This window comes from Olivibacter sp. SDN3 (assembly GCF_014334135.1).
In the GTDB taxonomy this organism is placed as follows: Bacteria; Bacteroidota; Bacteroidia; order Sphingobacteriales; family Sphingobacteriaceae; genus Olivibacter.
This window is the reverse complement of the sequence record NZ_CP060497.1, coordinates 219,204-234,395: the sequence shown is the minus strand read 5'-3', so window position 1 is coordinate 234,395 and position 15,192 is coordinate 219,204. Positions and strand designations below refer to the sequence as shown.

Annotated in this window: 20 protein-coding genes; 16 read left to right on the top strand and 4 right to left on the bottom strand. The window is 39.3% G+C overall.

Annotated features, from left to right (window positions below):
* Positions 1-16: 16 nt before the first annotated feature.
* The 8 genes from H8S90_RS01080 to H8S90_RS01045 all read left to right on the top strand — a co-directional run bounded on the left by H8S90_RS01080 (position 17) and on the right by H8S90_RS01045 (position 6,744).
* Entirely contained in the window at positions 17-529 is a 513-nt protein-coding gene (locus H8S90_RS01080; protein ID WP_187340817.1) for a hypothetical protein, read from the top strand.
* A gap of 52 nt (positions 530-581) precedes the next feature.
* Positions 582-764: a hypothetical protein gene (locus H8S90_RS01075; RefSeq protein WP_187340816.1), complete on the top strand. Its 183-nt coding sequence runs from the start codon at positions 582-584 to the stop codon at positions 762-764.
* Positions 742-1,656: a DUF932 domain-containing protein gene (locus H8S90_RS01070; protein ID WP_255501756.1), complete on the top strand. Its 915-nt coding sequence runs from the start codon at positions 742-744 to the stop codon at positions 1,654-1,656. The genes H8S90_RS01075 and H8S90_RS01070 overlap by 23 nt, the downstream gene beginning before the upstream one ends.
* Before the next feature lie 542 nt (positions 1,657-2,198).
* On the top strand, positions 2,199-4,007 hold the full coding sequence (locus H8S90_RS01065; protein ID WP_002979465.1) for a reverse transcriptase/maturase family protein: 1,809 nt from the start codon (positions 2,199-2,201) through the stop codon (positions 4,005-4,007).
* The gene (locus H8S90_RS01060; RefSeq protein ID WP_187340815.1) at positions 4,000-4,266 is read left to right on the top strand and encodes a hypothetical protein; all 267 of its coding nucleotides are present in this window, start codon (positions 4,000-4,002) and stop codon (positions 4,264-4,266) included. Before H8S90_RS01065 ends, H8S90_RS01060 begins: the two co-directional genes overlap by 8 nt.
* 49 nt (positions 4,267-4,315) lie before the next feature.
* On the top strand, positions 4,316-4,690 hold the full coding sequence (locus tag H8S90_RS01055) for a hypothetical protein (RefSeq protein ID WP_187340814.1): 375 nt from the start codon (positions 4,316-4,318) through the stop codon (positions 4,688-4,690).
* Between the two features lie 463 nt (positions 4,691-5,153).
* The gene (locus H8S90_RS01050; RefSeq protein ID WP_222852209.1) at positions 5,154-5,858 is read left to right on the top strand and encodes a DUF488 family protein; all 705 of its coding nucleotides are present in this window, start codon (positions 5,154-5,156) and stop codon (positions 5,856-5,858) included.
* 1 nt (position 5,859) lies between these two features.
* Positions 5,860-6,744 (top strand): hypothetical protein, encoded by an 885-nt coding sequence (locus H8S90_RS01045; protein WP_222852208.1) that lies wholly within the window; start codon positions 5,860-5,862, stop codon positions 6,742-6,744.
* Positions 6,745-6,774: 30 nt separating this feature from the next.
* Here the strand turns inward: H8S90_RS01045 and H8S90_RS01040 are convergent, their stop codons facing one another.
* From H8S90_RS01040 to H8S90_RS01025, 4 genes are read right to left on the bottom strand one after another with little or no spacing between them, the layout of a single operon-like run.
* Entirely contained in the window at positions 6,775-7,194 is a 420-nt protein-coding gene (locus H8S90_RS01040; protein WP_187340811.1) for a hypothetical protein, read from the bottom strand.
* The gene (locus tag H8S90_RS01035; protein WP_187340810.1) at positions 7,194-8,324 is read right to left on the bottom strand and encodes a nucleotidyltransferase; all 1,131 of its coding nucleotides are present in this window, start codon (positions 8,322-8,324) and stop codon (positions 7,194-7,196) included. The genes H8S90_RS01040 and H8S90_RS01035 overlap by 1 nt, the downstream gene beginning before the upstream one ends.
* Positions 8,321-9,124 (bottom strand): hypothetical protein, encoded by an 804-nt coding sequence (locus H8S90_RS01030; protein WP_187340809.1) that lies wholly within the window; start codon positions 9,122-9,124, stop codon positions 8,321-8,323. Before H8S90_RS01030 ends, H8S90_RS01035 begins: the two co-directional genes overlap by 4 nt.
* Positions 9,125-9,131: 7 nt before the next feature.
* A complete protein-coding gene (locus tag H8S90_RS01025; RefSeq protein ID WP_187340808.1) occupies positions 9,132-9,359 on the bottom strand; it encodes a DUF2188 domain-containing protein in 228 nt (75 codons plus the stop codon).
* Positions 9,360-9,498: 139 nt separating this feature from the next.
* Here H8S90_RS01025 and H8S90_RS01020 point away from each other — a divergent pair, with 139 nt between their 5' ends.
* The 8 genes from H8S90_RS01020 (at position 9,499) to H8S90_RS00990 (ending at position 15,088) form a co-directional block, all read left to right on the top strand.
* A complete protein-coding gene (locus H8S90_RS01020; protein ID WP_187340807.1) occupies positions 9,499-10,023 on the top strand; it encodes a sigma-70 family RNA polymerase sigma factor in 525 nt (174 codons plus the stop codon).
* On the top strand, positions 10,020-10,415 hold the full coding sequence (locus H8S90_RS01015) for a hypothetical protein (protein ID WP_187340806.1): 396 nt from the start codon (positions 10,020-10,022) through the stop codon (positions 10,413-10,415). Before H8S90_RS01020 ends, H8S90_RS01015 begins: the two co-directional genes overlap by 4 nt.
* The gene (locus H8S90_RS01010) at positions 10,399-11,205 is read left to right on the top strand and encodes an ImmA/IrrE family metallo-endopeptidase (RefSeq protein ID WP_187340805.1); all 807 of its coding nucleotides are present in this window, start codon (positions 10,399-10,401) and stop codon (positions 11,203-11,205) included. Before H8S90_RS01015 ends, H8S90_RS01010 begins: the two co-directional genes overlap by 17 nt.
* Before the next feature lie 528 nt (positions 11,206-11,733).
* Positions 11,734-11,910: a hypothetical protein gene (locus H8S90_RS01005; RefSeq protein ID WP_187340804.1), complete on the top strand. Its 177-nt coding sequence runs from the start codon at positions 11,734-11,736 to the stop codon at positions 11,908-11,910.
* Positions 11,911-11,965: 55 nt separating this feature from the next.
* Positions 11,966-13,072, top strand: a complete 1,107-nt coding sequence (locus H8S90_RS01000; RefSeq protein ID WP_222852207.1) for a hypothetical protein — start codon at positions 11,966-11,968, stop codon at positions 13,070-13,072.
* Between the two features lie 442 nt (positions 13,073-13,514).
* Positions 13,515-13,631: a helix-turn-helix domain-containing protein gene (locus H8S90_RS26370; RefSeq protein WP_370525677.1), complete on the top strand. Its 117-nt coding sequence runs from the start codon at positions 13,515-13,517 to the stop codon at positions 13,629-13,631.
* Positions 13,579-13,878, top strand: coding sequence for a hypothetical protein (locus H8S90_RS00995; RefSeq protein ID WP_187340802.1), 300 nt, complete (start codon positions 13,579-13,581; stop codon positions 13,876-13,878). Before H8S90_RS26370 ends, H8S90_RS00995 begins: the two co-directional genes overlap by 53 nt.
* A 625-nt stretch (positions 13,879-14,503) precedes the next feature.
* Positions 14,504-15,088 (top strand): Crp/Fnr family transcriptional regulator, encoded by a 585-nt coding sequence (locus H8S90_RS00990; protein ID WP_187340801.1) that lies wholly within the window; start codon positions 14,504-14,506, stop codon positions 15,086-15,088.
* Positions 15,089-15,192: the final 104 nt, after the last annotated feature.

The following is a 15,192-nucleotide window of genomic DNA, read 5'->3' as shown; positions in this document are numbered from 1 at the left end:
CATCAAAAAAGAAATCATGAAAACTACAGAAATAAACAGCAAAAGCAATTTGGAGAATATTGTAAAAAACAGTGCACAAAATGGAGTTAAACCACAGGGCAATATAAAGCCTTCTTTGCCTCAGGAAAAACAGCAAGAGAATGCTGTAGACGCAAAAAAAGAAGCTTCTCCAATAGCAGAGCAAAAAGAGCAGAAAGCGACAGAAACGGCTCCCAGATTGGAAAAACTTGCGCTGAACTTAGAAAGCACCTTAAAGCTCGTGGAAGAATTGCATCGTAGGAAAATCCAGCGGGATAAGCTGATCGATACCATTGATACACTCAATGCTTTCGAAGTCGCCCAAAAAGACGATGCGGAAGAAACTGACAGCAACCATTTTCAGGGATGCGTACTATCGATTGAGGACGATAAGCGGAGGGAGTTTATCACTAAAAATCCGTACATCATCAAGAAAGTAGCCGAATACATCAACACACTTTGTATGGATAGATTAGCCGAGATTGAAGGTGAAATCCAATTGCCTGCTTAGTTATCAATGCCCCTTGTCATTTACGGCAAGGGGCAAATTAATCACTTATGCTATGGAAACAGCATTTTTAGAGTATTTGGACGGACTGTATTGGGAAGGTTACGGGGAAGAATTCAGAGAAGAAAACCCTGGAGAGTTTCAAGTTCAGTTAACGGCCTTTATCTGTGAGTATGCAGGTACGACCACAAATAGTAATACTAAAATTAAAGGAAATGGGACACAACATCAATTATAATGGCACTACAGGAGAACATTCTTTTTTCAGTGTGAAGGAAATCCCTTGGCATAGTCTAGGTACAATATTGCAGGATTATCCTACAAGCGAGGAAGCCATAAAATGTGCGGGGCTTAACTATGAAGTTGCGAAATCACCCAACATGCAGGTTTTCCCGAGCGGAAAAGAACGGTTTTCAGAAAATAGTTTTTTTACCTATAGAACCGACAATGAGGAAGTTTTGGGCGAGCATGTGGGGAAAGATTATGAAGTGGTACAGAACGCTTTTGCATTCGAGTTTTTTGATAGCATTGTCGGGGCAAAGAATGGGATTCTGTATGAAACGGCCGGGGCTTTGGGAAAGGGGGAGCGTATATTTATCACAGCTAAGTTGCCTGACTTTATCAGGGTCGGCCGTGATGATCTTATCGATCAATATGTTTTCCTTACCACTGCGCATGACGGGACAAACAGTATTACAGCTGCATTTACACCGATCAGGATCGTTTGCAACAACAGCCTTAATGCAGCCCTTCGGACGACAGAAAGGATTGTTAAGATACGGCATACAGTCAGTGCACACGAGAAGCTGAAAAAGGCACATAAGCTGTTAGGGATAAGCCGTACGGTTAGTTGTGAACTTCAGGAGATTTTCAACCACTGGTCAAAAGTCCGTATTACAGACACCAATCTCAAACGCTTGATACAATTGGCCTTAGCTCCCAGTAAAGAGGCATTGGACAAGATATTGGGCGAGAAAGAAGAAGAACTATCGACCCAGTTCAATAAAAAAATTGATGCTGTTTTAGCCTATGCTTTTAATAACCCTTCTCAGGTTGACCCAACAACAAACGGGACGCTGTATGGCTGTTATAATGCGGTCACGGATGCGCCCGTACTGGATGTGCAATAAATATACCTGTAGCGAGGTATTAGGCGAGTGTTCTTTGAAGCCTATCATCAACCGACTTATCTGGAAGGGAAACTGGACAGGGAGTGTAGCATGTCGGTGAATCCAAAAAGTCAACCAGTTGTCAGGTTGCGACTGAATTGGGAAGATGAAATGAATAGATATGAGGATAAAATCGAATCTGATTGAATGATGATCCGAGTGGCAACGGCACTAGCATTGACGTAAGGCAACTAAAATCGTCACTCTGATAGTACCCACTTCTCGCCTGTTTGGAAGTAGGGCATGAACAGACTATCGGCACGACTACAATAAGTAGTAAAGGATAAGTCATATCCGACAATCTAATCGAGCTATGTTATTGCACTTCTAAACGGGGATTGACCTAAATCGGAAAGCCACTGGCGTGGCTATGAGAGCAGTCTCTGAATATCCGACATGGCAACGGAGCCTCCGTAGTAGTCCGAGCAGGGGAAAGCCCTGTACATGGCGAAGGGAGGCAGCTAATATTTTTAATACAAATAAAGGAAAATGTGAGAGACATTATGAGAAATCCAGAATCTGTATTAAACAGTCTATCGAAGCATAGTAGAATTTCAGGTTACAAATTTGAAAGGCTCTATCGCATTCTTTTCAATGTGGAAATGTACTACACTGCTTACCAAAAGATCTATGCTAAAGCAGGAAACATGACCAAAGGCTCAAATGATACCACAATTGACGGTATGAGCTTACAACGGATTGAAAAGCTAATTGATACTATCAGAGATGAAACGTATCAGCCCAATCCATCACGAAGGGTTTATATAGCCAAGAAAAATGGTCAGAAACGCCCTTTAGGTATTCCGTCTTTTGACGATAAATTGGTGCAGGAGGTTATTCGGATGATACTTGAAGCCATATTCGAGAAGCAGTTTGAATATAGCTCTCACGGTTTCAGACCTCAGAGGAGTTGCCATACTGCACTGGTACAGGTCAAAAAGACTTTTAGCGGCGCAGCATGGTTCATTGAAGGGGACATTAAAGGTTTCTTCGATAATATCAATCATGAGGTACTGCTGAACATCTTACGGGAACGGATAACAGATGACAGGTTCATCAGACTTATACGGAAGTTCCTTAATGCGGGATACATTGAAGATTGGGTCTATCACAGAACTTACAGTGGAACTCCACAAGGTGGTATTATAAGCCCCATACTGGCAAATATCTACCTTGATAAACTGGATAAGTACATGAAAGATTATGCTACAAGGTTCGACAAGGGAAAGAGGCGACAAATTACAAAGATTGCCAAGAATAATGTATACCGAAAATCCTATCTGCTCGGGAAATTGAAACTTGAAAAAGATGAAAATGAGAGAGTGCTCCTGAAAAAGGAGATTAGAATGCTTGAGATAAAAAGACTTTCTATCGAACGCTGCAACGAAATGGATGCAAACTACAGGCGATTGAAATATGTGAGGTACGCAGATGACTTTATAATAGGTGTCATCGGTTCAAAAGACGAATGCAAGCTCATTAAAGAGGATATTAAAAACTTCTTAAATGAAAAATTAAAGCTGTCTCTTTCAGACGAAAAGACACTGATTACCCATTCAAAGAAACCTGCAATATTCCTCGGTTATGAAATCACTGTCCAAAGGTCTGACTTGCGCATGAGAGACAAGAATGGCTTTTTAAAGAAAGCCCACAACAAACGAGTTATGCTAAGGGTGTCCCGTTCAACCATACTGAAAAAATTACTCTACTACCGTCGGGTACAGGTAAAATATCACAATGGTAAAGAAGTCTGGAAACCATTGCATAGAGGTTCACTTATAAATAACGATGACCTCGAAATCTTAACAAGATACAACTCTGAAGTACGGGGCTTTTACAATTACTATTCATTAGTGAACAATCTCAAACAGATTAATCACTTTGGTTATATCATGGAATACAGCCTGTACCGAACCTTTGCGGCCAAGTACAAGTCATCTGTACATAAAATCCTCAACAAATACATGCATGACAAGGACTTTACTGTATTCTATAAAAACAAAAAGGGCAAAACTCTCAAACGTGTATTCTATAACAAAGGTTTCAAAAGAAACACCGAAGCTATTAAAGACAACAAGGTGGATAACCACCCAGATGTATACTTCACAAGGTCTATTACAAGCTTGATTGACAGATTGAAAGCAGAGAAATGCGAGTTATGTGAGGCAAATGGACAATTGGAAATGCACCACATCAGGAAAATGAAAGATGTCGAGGGCAAGCAACCTTGGGAGTTGGTCATGATGGCAAGAAGAAGGAAAACACTGGCGGTCTGTCACGATTGCCATAGAAAAATCCACAACGGTGAATAGACTGCATATATTATGTGGAGAGCCGTATACAGCGAGAGTTGTACGTACGGTTCGGGGGAGAGTTCAGGGAAACCTACCGATAGTAATATCGATAAGGCGTCAGGAGCTTATCCCACGCTATCTGCAAAATGTTCATGATTACGGTAGCGGAGAAAACAAACTAAAGTCCCTTATGTGGGGAATTTCCCAGCAACAGACACAGACGGCCTTTGATCTTTGTAACGGCTTTGCGCAGGTGGGCGCGGCTGCATTGAATTAACGTTTTAACTTAAGCGGAAGCGCAACCGTACAAAGGGCGCGGTTTTATTATGAAATCGATAGATGAGTTAACAAACACGGATAAAGCCAAATTGATACATCAGCTTTTTCCCGAAGAAATAGCACCGCTTTTGGAATATACATCCTCCTTTTGCGTTAGTCTATCTGAGAATAGGGCAGTTTATGAAAACGAATGGAGCAGCAAAAGTATCATAACATTTAACTTTTGGCTTCATCTTGCAGGGGAAACGGAAAAACTCATTAAACGTTTGAAATATGATATGATTAAAAGCCGACATGTTTTTGCAGAACAATTATGCTTTAACCATAACGCTATCTTTTTTAATGAGTGTTTGGTGAGGTACGCTAAAGAAAAGTGCTTGAACGAGAAGTTTAAAAAGGCGGTAAATCTGTTGTATAGCTGAGAACTTACAATATGCCAATTTTTAGCCCCTTCGATTTTTACCAAAAATCAAGGGGCTTTTTTTTGCCGCGCCTTAAGTGCTTATAAAGTCCTTTTAGAACCTAAATCCAACTTGCTGATGTGCGTTTTTTTTTTTTGCTGGGCAAGTTGTTTTATTAACGTATTTCTTGGCCCTTCTTTCTCAAACTGTTTTATATATCTTATACGATAATTGACGAGTATATCAACATTCTTCGAGATTATCAATATGAGAGATTCTAGTGCATTGTTCCTATCTTTGCAAAATGTTTTACAGAAGAAAGCTGTTGTTGGGGTTATTACAGCAATTTGGCAATGTACTGGATAAAATACAGTTGCAAAAATTGCTCTTTTTAGTCACTAGGTCTCAAAGCTCTAGCAGTTACCATTTTGTTCCGTATAAATACGGCTGCTATTCGTTTCAAAGTATGTCTGACCTCAAAACTTTGAATAAGTACAATATTGTGCATATTGAAGAAAATTCAATTAGTTATATATCAGACGTCGATTACTTAAAACAACTTAAAGTCGCCGACCAAAAAGTTATTAAGGACATCAAGAGAATATATGGCAAAAAAACAAATGAGGAGTTGATGAGAACTACCTATATCTCCCATCCATATTACGCCATAAATAGTTTGGTCGCTAAAAGGTTATTGACAGAAGAACAATATAACAAGGTGGTAAAATCAAGGCCAACTGATAATACCACGGTTTTATTTACAATCGGTTATGAGGGACTGTCTTTGGAAGAATACATCAACAAATTGATTAAAAATAACATTAAACTGCTGTGTGATGTGAGGAATAATGCTGCCAGCATGAAGTTTGGTTTTTCCAAATCTCAACTAAAAAATGGGTGTGAATCGGTAGGAATCGAGTATACACACTTTCCTGAAGTGGGTATCAAATCAGAGTTCAGACAAGAGCTTAACTCTCAAAAGGATTATGATGAGCTTTTTGATGAATACAAAAAATCCGTTATTAAGGAAACCCTTTCAAGTCAAAAAAAAATTTTCACATTATTGCAAAAATATCACAGAATTGCGCTAACTTGCTTTGAAGCTAACATTTGCCAATGTCATCGTAAACCTTTGGCTGAAGCTATCACCCACCTCGAGGAGTGGGATTATGAACTTAAGCATATTTAACTTGGTAACAAGAAAAAAGATCCTTATCACCGTAACAACCTATCCATTACCATCAAGAAGCTATGATGAGCTAGTTTGCACAGCCGGTATTTTAGAGGACGGAACATGGATTAGAATCTATCCTGTCCCGTTTAAGTTCTTGTCCGGGTTGAGAAAGGACGGAATTGTAACTACATACAAGTTCACTTGGATAGAACTAGACGTCCAAAGACGTCGGGATGATTTTCGACCTGAGAGTCACTCTCCTAGAAATTACGATTTTTCTGATATTGTGGTTAAAGAAAGTATAGCAATACAAGGATCCACTAAGTCTAAGAACATAGCATGGAATCTAAGAAAGCAGGTGTGCACTAAAAATCTATACACGAGTATTGATAAATTGATTGAAGACTCTAGAGCACCTACAAACACTTCATTAGCAACATTCAAACCGCATAAACTTATCCGCTTTGAAATTGAAGAGGATGATCGGGAATGGAAAAAGGAATGGAAAGACCAATTAGCCCAGCTTGATTTGTTCTCATCACTCGAAACAAACCATGCGCCACGGAAGCTCATAGAAAAGATTCCGTATAAATTTTTTTATAAATTTGAGGATGAAAATGGAAAACAACCTAGATTGATGATAGAGGATTGGGAGATAGGCCAATTGTATTTTAATTGTTTAAAGAAACATAAAAGTGAAAAGGTTGCATTGGCAAAAGTGAGAGAGCAATATTGGGATAATTTTATAAAAAGGGATATTTATTTGTTTTTAGGAACAACAAAAGAGTGGCATTTAAAGAGATCTCTAAACCCGTTTGTTATCATTGGCGTATTTTATCCCCCCGTTATTAAAGAACAAGCAGCGATCATCAATCCTCAATTAAGTTTGTTCCCATTTTAACAGAAAAAGCTGTTCGATTAGGACTTAAACTTACTCATTTGGATGTTCTCCTCCTCCCAACCAGTCGCCGGTCAAGTGCCAGATCTCGTAATGGTATAACCAAAGACATGCCCATGGGATGATAGTTTCGCTGATCAGATCGCTGAACTTAAACTCGCCGTATAAAGGTCGATAAAGACAGAGTTTCTCCTGCGAATACATATGCGGGATTTTCTCGTCATTAAGATTGCGCTTTAGCTTAGGATCAAGTACAAATATGTCAGGATGCTGATTGAGAGAATAAATAACTTTTATGCTATATGCGCTGCTTCGCGAAGTAGGCTGTAAGCTTCCGATCGCTTTCAGTCTGCCGCTTGATACTGTGACATTAAACCCAGGCCATCTGCTACGTATAGCCTGTGCTTGAACGAGTACAGTTTTAGGATTCAATATGCTATTTGAATAACGCATTAGTAACCATAAAAAGTGTTATTTTTGATAAGTGTGCTTGATGATGTTCCCACTTGAACTATATTGCCTGAACCTCGACTGATTCCAATAGCCTTCTGCCTTCTGAAATCTTCCAGTTGCTCAACTTGACTTCGTTGAGCATTTATAAAGAGGTCGCTACCAAACAAACCTTTCAATATTTGCCCTTCCTGAAGGACTCCATGCTCCTTTTTCAATTCTTGCCACTCATTGTATAAATGATGTAGGAAGTTTTTAAATGCTTCATAAAAGGCCGGCTCTTTATCCCATTTATCAGTAAAGTCTTCCTGTTGATTTACCGGGTTTAGTATTTTTATACGATCAGGCAAGTATTGAATGTTTTCTGACATACGATTAACTATGCCTTCGACAGTATCAAAAATACTATCCTCCCCGTCATAGTATTGTCCTGCAATTGTTGTTAAAATGATGCTGGAGGTTTTATACGTCGCATCCTTTTGGAAATATACATCTCTGTACCTCTTTATTAGCTGGACAGCACGCTGTAACGGCTTTTTGTATCGAAAATTATCTGCTGGTATGTTCTCTGCTTGAAGAGCTTTTTCCAGTAAACTAGTCTTAACAGAATTGGCCTTATCCAAAAACCATTTCGCATATCCACGGGGGTTACTGCTAACCCAAAGTCCTAAAGATCGATCTGGGATGCAGAGCCTATCGTCATCCCAATCAAATTCTTGGATACCAGGCAATATGTCCATGTGGAAGTCTCCATGATACTTTAACCGTAAGCACCTGTTTTTAGCCTCCAGTATTTCTTTGTATTTCTCATGCTCCATTAGCCTGCGTTTTAGTTCTATGTAGATTTTTTGAGGCGTGTGTGAAATATGAGAGGTCTTAAGATGCAAGGCAATATCCAGGTCGAACTCATCTTTGCCAATAGGCTTTACGGTTGTTAAGATGCGTACTGATCCGTGAGGATAAACTTCATAAGCAAATGGCTTGAAAAATTTTTCATCTTTCTCAATCCAGTTCTTTACAGCTTCATAATGCTGTTTCATTCGGTCATACCTGGAGTCTCCAAGTTGCAAATTTTCTGCCATCTTATCAAGAATGTCATCAATTTGTGTTTTTTTGTCACTCAAACTAATCATCGTGGTAAAATTTTAAACGTATGTGGTAATATGATTTCTCCTTTTTCTGTAGCGCCCCGCCTTATTTCATCAGGACTGGCAAAGATTATCTCTCCTTCATTGTTTAGAAGGTTTGCTATAGCTTTTTTTTGTGCGTCTGTCTCAAGTCTTAGTTCGTATATCTCTGCATATCTGAATTCATCAATTGGAAATACAGGAGACGGTATCACACCCTCTTTATGATTGCCAATGAAAGCATACTTGACGTGTTTAAAAGGCTCCGAAGGAAGAAGGCCAGGTTCAATAAGCTCTTCATAGAATTCCCTCCATGGATCGATTTCCCGATTTTTTCTACTCTCAAACCATTTTAAAAATTCAATAAGTTTTTTCCTTTTATTTATTCTAATCCTTAAATCATGTTCTGTGTCCTCGTCTCGGGGAACTAAGTCGCAAGGTTCAATTCCGAGCTTATCAAACAACTCCCGATTCTCCTCCTTGAAGTACTTGAACGCTCCCCCTATGGGCTGATAGCCGATCCTATCTTTCTTGTGCCTTTTAATGAGTATATACTTTCCATTAATCTCGATCCTGAACAAGTAAGCAACTGTTATCCTTACTGGCTTATTGGGTTTAATAATGAAAGTCTTTAGCATTCCCCAACGTCGTCGGTTCTCAACTAAGAAAACAATGAATTCGATAAGACTTCCTAAGACGAAACCTAACGAAATCTTGAAAATTGTGGCCTTGGATTCACCACTCTCTAAAAAGAAACAGATAGCGAATCCAAGGATACCAATAATAAAACTTACTTTCCCTTTCATTCGAATGTTATTTGTCTTTTGGAGGAAACGGATCATTTCCGTAAGAATTCTTATCCCTAATCTGGCCATTAGGTCTATGGATAACAATTTCTGATTTTTGGTTAATAGCAATTCCGCGCGCTATCTTGACAGCTTCTGACTGTGTTTCAACTACTTTGGTCGCTTTTGTGTTCCCGGCTCCTTTAACAGCCCAATTATCTCCTTTGGGCACGACATGTTGGTTTTTTTTACTCATAATATCCTAAATTTGACTTAAAATCAAGCTTCATAATATATTTTAGAAGCTCTCAATTACATATGCTACCATTTCATTTTTTTTTGCCACTAATGGCAATTTTTTTTCGGAACTTAGCATCTAACCATAGATTAAGCCAATGAATCTTGTTGAAGCTATACAATCGATCGATTTAGATGCGGTCATAGACCGGATGAATGCCTATGCATTAAACCGCTTAGGTTCTGTAGGAATAAAAAGCTTCAATGGAAAAGAGCCTGTTGACTTTGTAGGCGACGTAATTCTAAAAGTTATAGAAGGAACAAGAGATTGGGATAATGCCACCTGTTCGTTTGATGATTTTTTATTCGGATGCTTAAAAAGTGAGATAAGTAATTTTTTTAAATCAAATCGCGTTAAATATGATGATGAGTTACCCGAACTGATGGCATCTAACTCCGAATACGATTTCGAAAAGAAAAGGCTTCGATTGGGAGAACTCTTAAAGGAAGCGGGGGCTGACGATGAAGAATTAACTGTTTTTGAATGCTGGATGGATGGAATGTATAAACCTGCTGAAATTTCCTCGGATTTAGGAGTAGAAGTTAAAGTGATTTATAATGTCACGAAACGTCTTCAAAGAACATTGTCAAAAATTAAATCAGAAGCAAAAAATATCATATGAGCAAGGATATAAAAAATAAAATAGATGAGGCATTGGTCTCCTTCTATAAAGAAGCAGATAAGGAGCTTATTGATGATTTGCTAAATGAGAATATTCAAGATATAAATGAATATAACAAGAAGAAAAAGCAAATTATTTTTTTAGCCAAGGCAAAAGCACAAAAGAAACGTAATGACGATCTACAGGCACTTGTTGTAAAATTTCAGAAAGCAATAGAATCAAACATTGAGAAGCCTGTAGCTATGTTAAAACAATTTATCCAAGGCAATCCATCCTTTGCTCTGTATCGCAACCTTGATAAGCTTTCGAAAGAAGATCTCATTGAGATTATCAAAGATCAAAATCTTGTTCAATTATTAGAAGAATTGGAAAATAATGAGAAAAGCCACTAATGCACATATACAAGCAAAACGGTTGTTGGAAAACTGTGGCCTAGACGAGATTACTGATTTAGATATGGATTTATTCATTGCAGGTTTAGATGCAATGTTAATAGAAGAAGAACTCAGCAATTGTGATGGTAAAATAATCTTTGGAAACAGTAAAGCAGTTATAAAAGTAAATTCAAAAATACAGTTTCCCGAAAGAAAGCGTTTCGTTGCCGCTCATGAAATAGGACATCTGATAATGCATAAAAATATGCAACTTCCCGATGATACCTTTGCAAATTTTAATATAATAGAAGGGATGGAAAATGCTTTAAAGAATGGTAAGCAAGAATTGGAAGCGAATGAGTTTGCATCGGAGCTTCTGATGCCCGAAAGTTTATTTTATAAAGAAGCTAAAGGAAAGAAATTTTCACCTTTACTTATCAAGCAACTATCCGAAAGATTTAAGACCAGTCTTACAGCTACTATATTCCGTTATATACAATTTGAGCAACTTCATCCTTTATGTTTGGTTTTTATTGAGAATGGAAAAGTCAGATATTGGAAGAAGTCGGACAGTTTAAATGTCTGGATGGGTGATTATAATAGACTGTCGCCCCCCTCGGATTCCGTCGCTGTGGAATACCTACAAAATAATTATGATTTCATCTATAAATTGGAAGAAAAAGCGCAAACGATAAATAAATCGACGTGGTTCAATTTGAACCAGTATGAGGAAGATACCCCGTTTTACGAATACTGTATCCCAACAAGACGTTACAAAACCATTCTTAGTATTATTTGGGAAGATTAAGAAATTAGCTAGCAATTCGTCGTAAATCATCCAGAAAACGGTTCGATATTCTTCCCCTAGGGTCTACCAAGAGGCTCCAAAGAGCGTCAAACAAGTTTCAAAAACTGGCTTTAAACACATTTAAAGTCGGTTTTTCGTTTTATAGGATTCGTCGAAATTCACCCAAATTCGACACCCTCCGAATTTTTAAAATCACTGTTTTTTGTCACGATAAAACAATATTTTGAATCCCCTACGGGTTACTATTAAGAAAGGTTACCCATGGGTGACCTTCTTTTAACACCAATTTAAACGTGCTATCATTTACCGAGTGTATAGTGACGGAAGCCGACCAAGGCATTTCAAAGGTTCATACCGCAGGACGGCCAGCACTCCATTTGGATGCGGATGTGCTCCAGTTCTGCTTTCAAGGGATCTTAACAAAATTCTTACAGAACAAAGTGCCTTTGAGCCAAAGGAGGTACTGACGGAACGGGCCAGTGAAGGAAGCTAGTCTGGAAGCTTCGTTTTTTTTTGTATTTTCGTTTTATGGACTACCGTTTTTTAGGGATTTCAGAACCACGGGTGCCGGTGCTGGGTTTTGTTATGGATAACTTTGGTGGCGAAGGCGATTTTTTCAAAACATGGGGCAATACTCAGCCGGCGGAGGTGCAAGGGCTCATCGATACATGCATAAATGCTACTGCTGATGCCACAAACGCCTAACTTGATCCGGGAGCGGCTCAGCATTTTTTGCTATAAGATACTTCTTTGGCTTATAATGGGCATCGTGGTGGGGACGTTGGCCGCATTGTTGATGGGTTATTTACCGATCTGGTTCGGCCCCATCCATATTATCGGGTCGATCGGCCTGGGATGGCTGCTCATCTCGGTGTATCTTCGCTATACCGATCGGAGGCTTGAACAACTTACCTCAACGCACCAAGCAAATAACGGGAAGGCTACGCCTGCACGCATCGACAACATTCTTTATGCGGGCATACGGATGGTGGAGACACGCGACCTCATGATTATCGACATCACCGTGTTCCCCGAATCCGGCGAGCCGTACGCAACCACGATACGTCAATTCCTGACAGTGGAAGAACTTGAGCCGCTGGAAGTGGGAACTATTATCGCATTCTACGAAGACAAACACGACCCAGGATACGGTATCGTGACGCCCAAACAGCCTGTGGAAGCAATCGGGGCAGACATAGAAACATTTAAGGCGGAAAAGATTTATCCCGAACGGCGGAAGACAGGGCTCCTGCTCTTGATTGGTCGTAATCCGAATGTATTCAAGCGATCGGTAAGCATGGTGTTGATTTTCGCGACCTTTGGCTTCGGCTTCCTTGCACCCTTTATGGCCACCGGGAATATGGACTGGCTACGAATGTACATCACGTATTTTCCGCAAAAGTTGGTTTTCCAATACAAAGGCAATTTTAACCCGGAAATGTCCGAAAAAGCCTATGAGCGCGCTATCGCGTATATCGGCGAACGACGCATCGAATCCGTGCTTTTTTACAAAGACTATACAATGGTAAGGGTGGAGCACGCGGCTATGCCTGGTTCCGTCAGCAGCGTAACCATCCGCGGGAACTCCGTTGATGCCGGCTTCATGTCGCTCATGGAGATCGACACCGCTCGGTTGTTCACGGTGGATGCCATCCGATATGACGTGCTTAAAAAAGCATTGGATGACGCGTCAACCGACCATGACCTCAGCGATATCAGCTACATCGGCTTTCGCAAGGACACCCGTCGGGGAGCCCGCATACAGCCAGGCTATAAGCAACACCACATTGATATCCATATCGTGTTTAAAGGTGGTAAGAAGTCCCTCGACTATCACGGTAAGACCGGCACACGACTGCCGAGATAGCATCTCTTTAAGACTTGTACCGCCCCGTTCACCCGAGGGGCCGCCGCATTCGATGTTCTGCTCCTACGGAGCAGTATATATTATTGCTTATTTTTTCTACAAACGTTAATCTCCCGCCAGAGTCGGGACAGGCTCTACGGGATTATTAAGGAATTTCGGCAAAATGTTCCCTAGAAGCAAGACCTGCCTACCTGCAGGTTTCGACTCCGCTCAACATGACAATTTATTAGACATCTTCTTTTTCTTTAGGGTCTTACTCCAGTTTTCTTATAAAGTCTCGGGCTTAATAAAAATTTCCATAACTTTATCACTAAGCACTGGGTAGCCATGGAGTTTACTTCCTGTTTTTAAAACAACTTGTTATCCAAACCCCATGCTAATAAGGGAAAAATATTGCCTTCAACCATCAGCGCTTTTTAGAGATAAAATAGAACAATAAATTATGCCCGAACAACAAAACGTAGAATACAAAAGCTCTTGGAGAGATGAATACCTAAAATGGATTTGTGGATTTACAAATGCCAACGGAAGCACTATTTTCATTGGCAAAGACGATTGAACGGCGAGCAAGTTTTGATGATATTGATGAAACAGCCGTTGCCAAATTTTTGGTAATGGCGAAAGAAAAAGGTAAAATCACAAATAAAGAGTATCAGGAAATCAACAGTATTTCACGCCAAACAGCACCCAATGAATTGCACGATTGTAAACTAACTGCAACCAGAGATTTAGGAGAATTAGTTGAGAAATTTAGCATTTTCAAAAACACAGGAAAAGGGAGGAAAGGTATTATCCAAATACCCTAATTTTTAGGGTATTTGGATTTAAGAATATTGCTTATCTTATATCAGAAACTTCGTGACTTAACGGGTTGAGCCGCTCCAAATCTTCCAAAAAATGTTTCGAGATTTGTTCGGTTTCGGCTACACATCTTGAAGTCAAAACATACAAAAGCCTGCAAATTAAACGTTTGCAGGCTTTTTGTTTTCATTCGGTTTTTATTTGTTTTTAAGTGGCTGAATGGAGCATTTATGCTTGTTTATTAACTTTTAAAGGCAGCATAAATGGTTTTACAAATCCCCTGAATTATTCAATTTTTCGCATACCGCCATAAGCCGGCAGTTCTAAATAACATTTTATCGCTGATACCAGAGATGCGATAATCATTATCGCCCATTTTCCCTTTATAATATACAAAGTATCTTTTACCGACTTAAAGTGGCTTTTTATTTGTAGCAAAATAACGTAGATATTTGTCAACAAAGTACGATTAAGGCGACGATCGAGTATTGAAGCCTAGTGATGTAACTGTCAGTAATTCAATGGATTGAATTATAATTTTTGCAACGGATTTAGCAATAAATTTCAACTTATCGTATATTAGCACAACACAAACATTCTTTTAATATTTAAAATAGACGCAAGGGTTATATGTACGACGCTTACATTAATTATCTGGAAAAATTCAGCTCTCAACCACTAACAGAGGAGGATAAGGAATTGATAAGGCAGAACTTTACGCCAGTCAGATTAGGGAAAAGGAAATACATTTTACAGGACGGAGACGTTTGTAAGAAATTTGCATTTATTGTAAAAGGTGCGATGCGGATGTATTTCGTTGATGATAAGGGGCTGGAACATATCGTGAGGCTTGGGATCGAGGATTGGTGGATGGGCGACCGTGAAAGTTTTATAAACCAAACACCAAGCCGATTCCATATCGATGCTTTGGAGCAATGCCACTTGCTTTGTATGACTTTAGATAACGCTAAGGAGTTGGAGAAAAAGGTTCCTGCCTTTCGGCAAATGATGAACAAGCTCGACGAACGTAACATCATGGCCAATGAACGACGCCTCACAGCTGCAATAAGTTTCACTGCTGAAAAGCGTTATATAGATTTTGCTGAATGTTATCCCGAGCTTGTTGGTCGTTTTCCTCAGCATGTCATTGCTTCTTATCTCGGTATCAATAAAGATACGCTAAGCCGGGTCAAACGCCGGCACAATTTAAAATAACATGGTTATTTCATCTGAATATAATTTGATTTTTAACGGCCAGATGAAATCTTTGATAAAAAATATTCATTCATTGGTATGAAATATGGCCTGAATATTTTTTA

Coding starts and splice junctions, on each gene's coding strand:
- H8S90_RS01020 (WP_187340807.1), top strand. CDS start 9,499: ATGAATCTTGTTGAAGCTATACAATCGATCGATTTAGATGCGGTCATA.
- H8S90_RS00990 (WP_187340801.1), top strand. CDS start 14,504: ATGTACGACGCTTACATTAATTATCTGGAAAAATTCAGCTCTCAACCA.
- H8S90_RS26370 (WP_370525677.1), top strand. CDS start 13,515: ATGCCCGAACAACAAAACGTAGAATACAAAAGCTCTTGGAGAGATGAA.
- H8S90_RS01030 (WP_187340809.1), bottom strand. CDS start 9,124: ATGAAAGGGAAAGTAAGTTTTATTATTGGTATCCTTGGATTCGCTATC.
- H8S90_RS01040 (WP_187340811.1), bottom strand. CDS start 7,194: ATGCGTTATTCAAATAGCATATTGAATCCTAAAACTGTACTCGTTCAA.
- H8S90_RS01005 (WP_187340804.1), top strand. CDS start 11,734: ATGGACTACCGTTTTTTAGGGATTTCAGAACCACGGGTGCCGGTGCTG.
- H8S90_RS01070 (WP_255501756.1), top strand. CDS start 742: ATGGGACACAACATCAATTATAATGGCACTACAGGAGAACATTCTTTT.
- H8S90_RS01075 (WP_187340816.1), top strand. CDS start 582: ATGGAAACAGCATTTTTAGAGTATTTGGACGGACTGTATTGGGAAGGT.
- H8S90_RS01010 (WP_187340805.1), top strand. CDS start 10,399: ATGAGAAAAGCCACTAATGCACATATACAAGCAAAACGGTTGTTGGAA.
- H8S90_RS01015 (WP_187340806.1), top strand. CDS start 10,020: ATGAGCAAGGATATAAAAAATAAAATAGATGAGGCATTGGTCTCCTTC.
- H8S90_RS01000 (WP_222852207.1), top strand. CDS start 11,966: ATGGGCATCGTGGTGGGGACGTTGGCCGCATTGTTGATGGGTTATTTA.
- H8S90_RS01065 (WP_002979465.1), top strand. CDS start 2,199: ATGAGAAATCCAGAATCTGTATTAAACAGTCTATCGAAGCATAGTAGA.
- H8S90_RS01035 (WP_187340810.1), bottom strand. CDS start 8,324: ATGATTAGTTTGAGTGACAAAAAAACACAAATTGATGACATTCTTGAT.
- H8S90_RS01055 (WP_187340814.1), top strand. CDS start 4,316: ATGAAATCGATAGATGAGTTAACAAACACGGATAAAGCCAAATTGATA.
- H8S90_RS01080 (WP_187340817.1), top strand. CDS start 17: ATGAAAACTACAGAAATAAACAGCAAAAGCAATTTGGAGAATATTGTA.
- H8S90_RS01025 (WP_187340808.1), bottom strand. CDS start 9,359: ATGAGTAAAAAAAACCAACATGTCGTGCCCAAAGGAGATAATTGGGCT.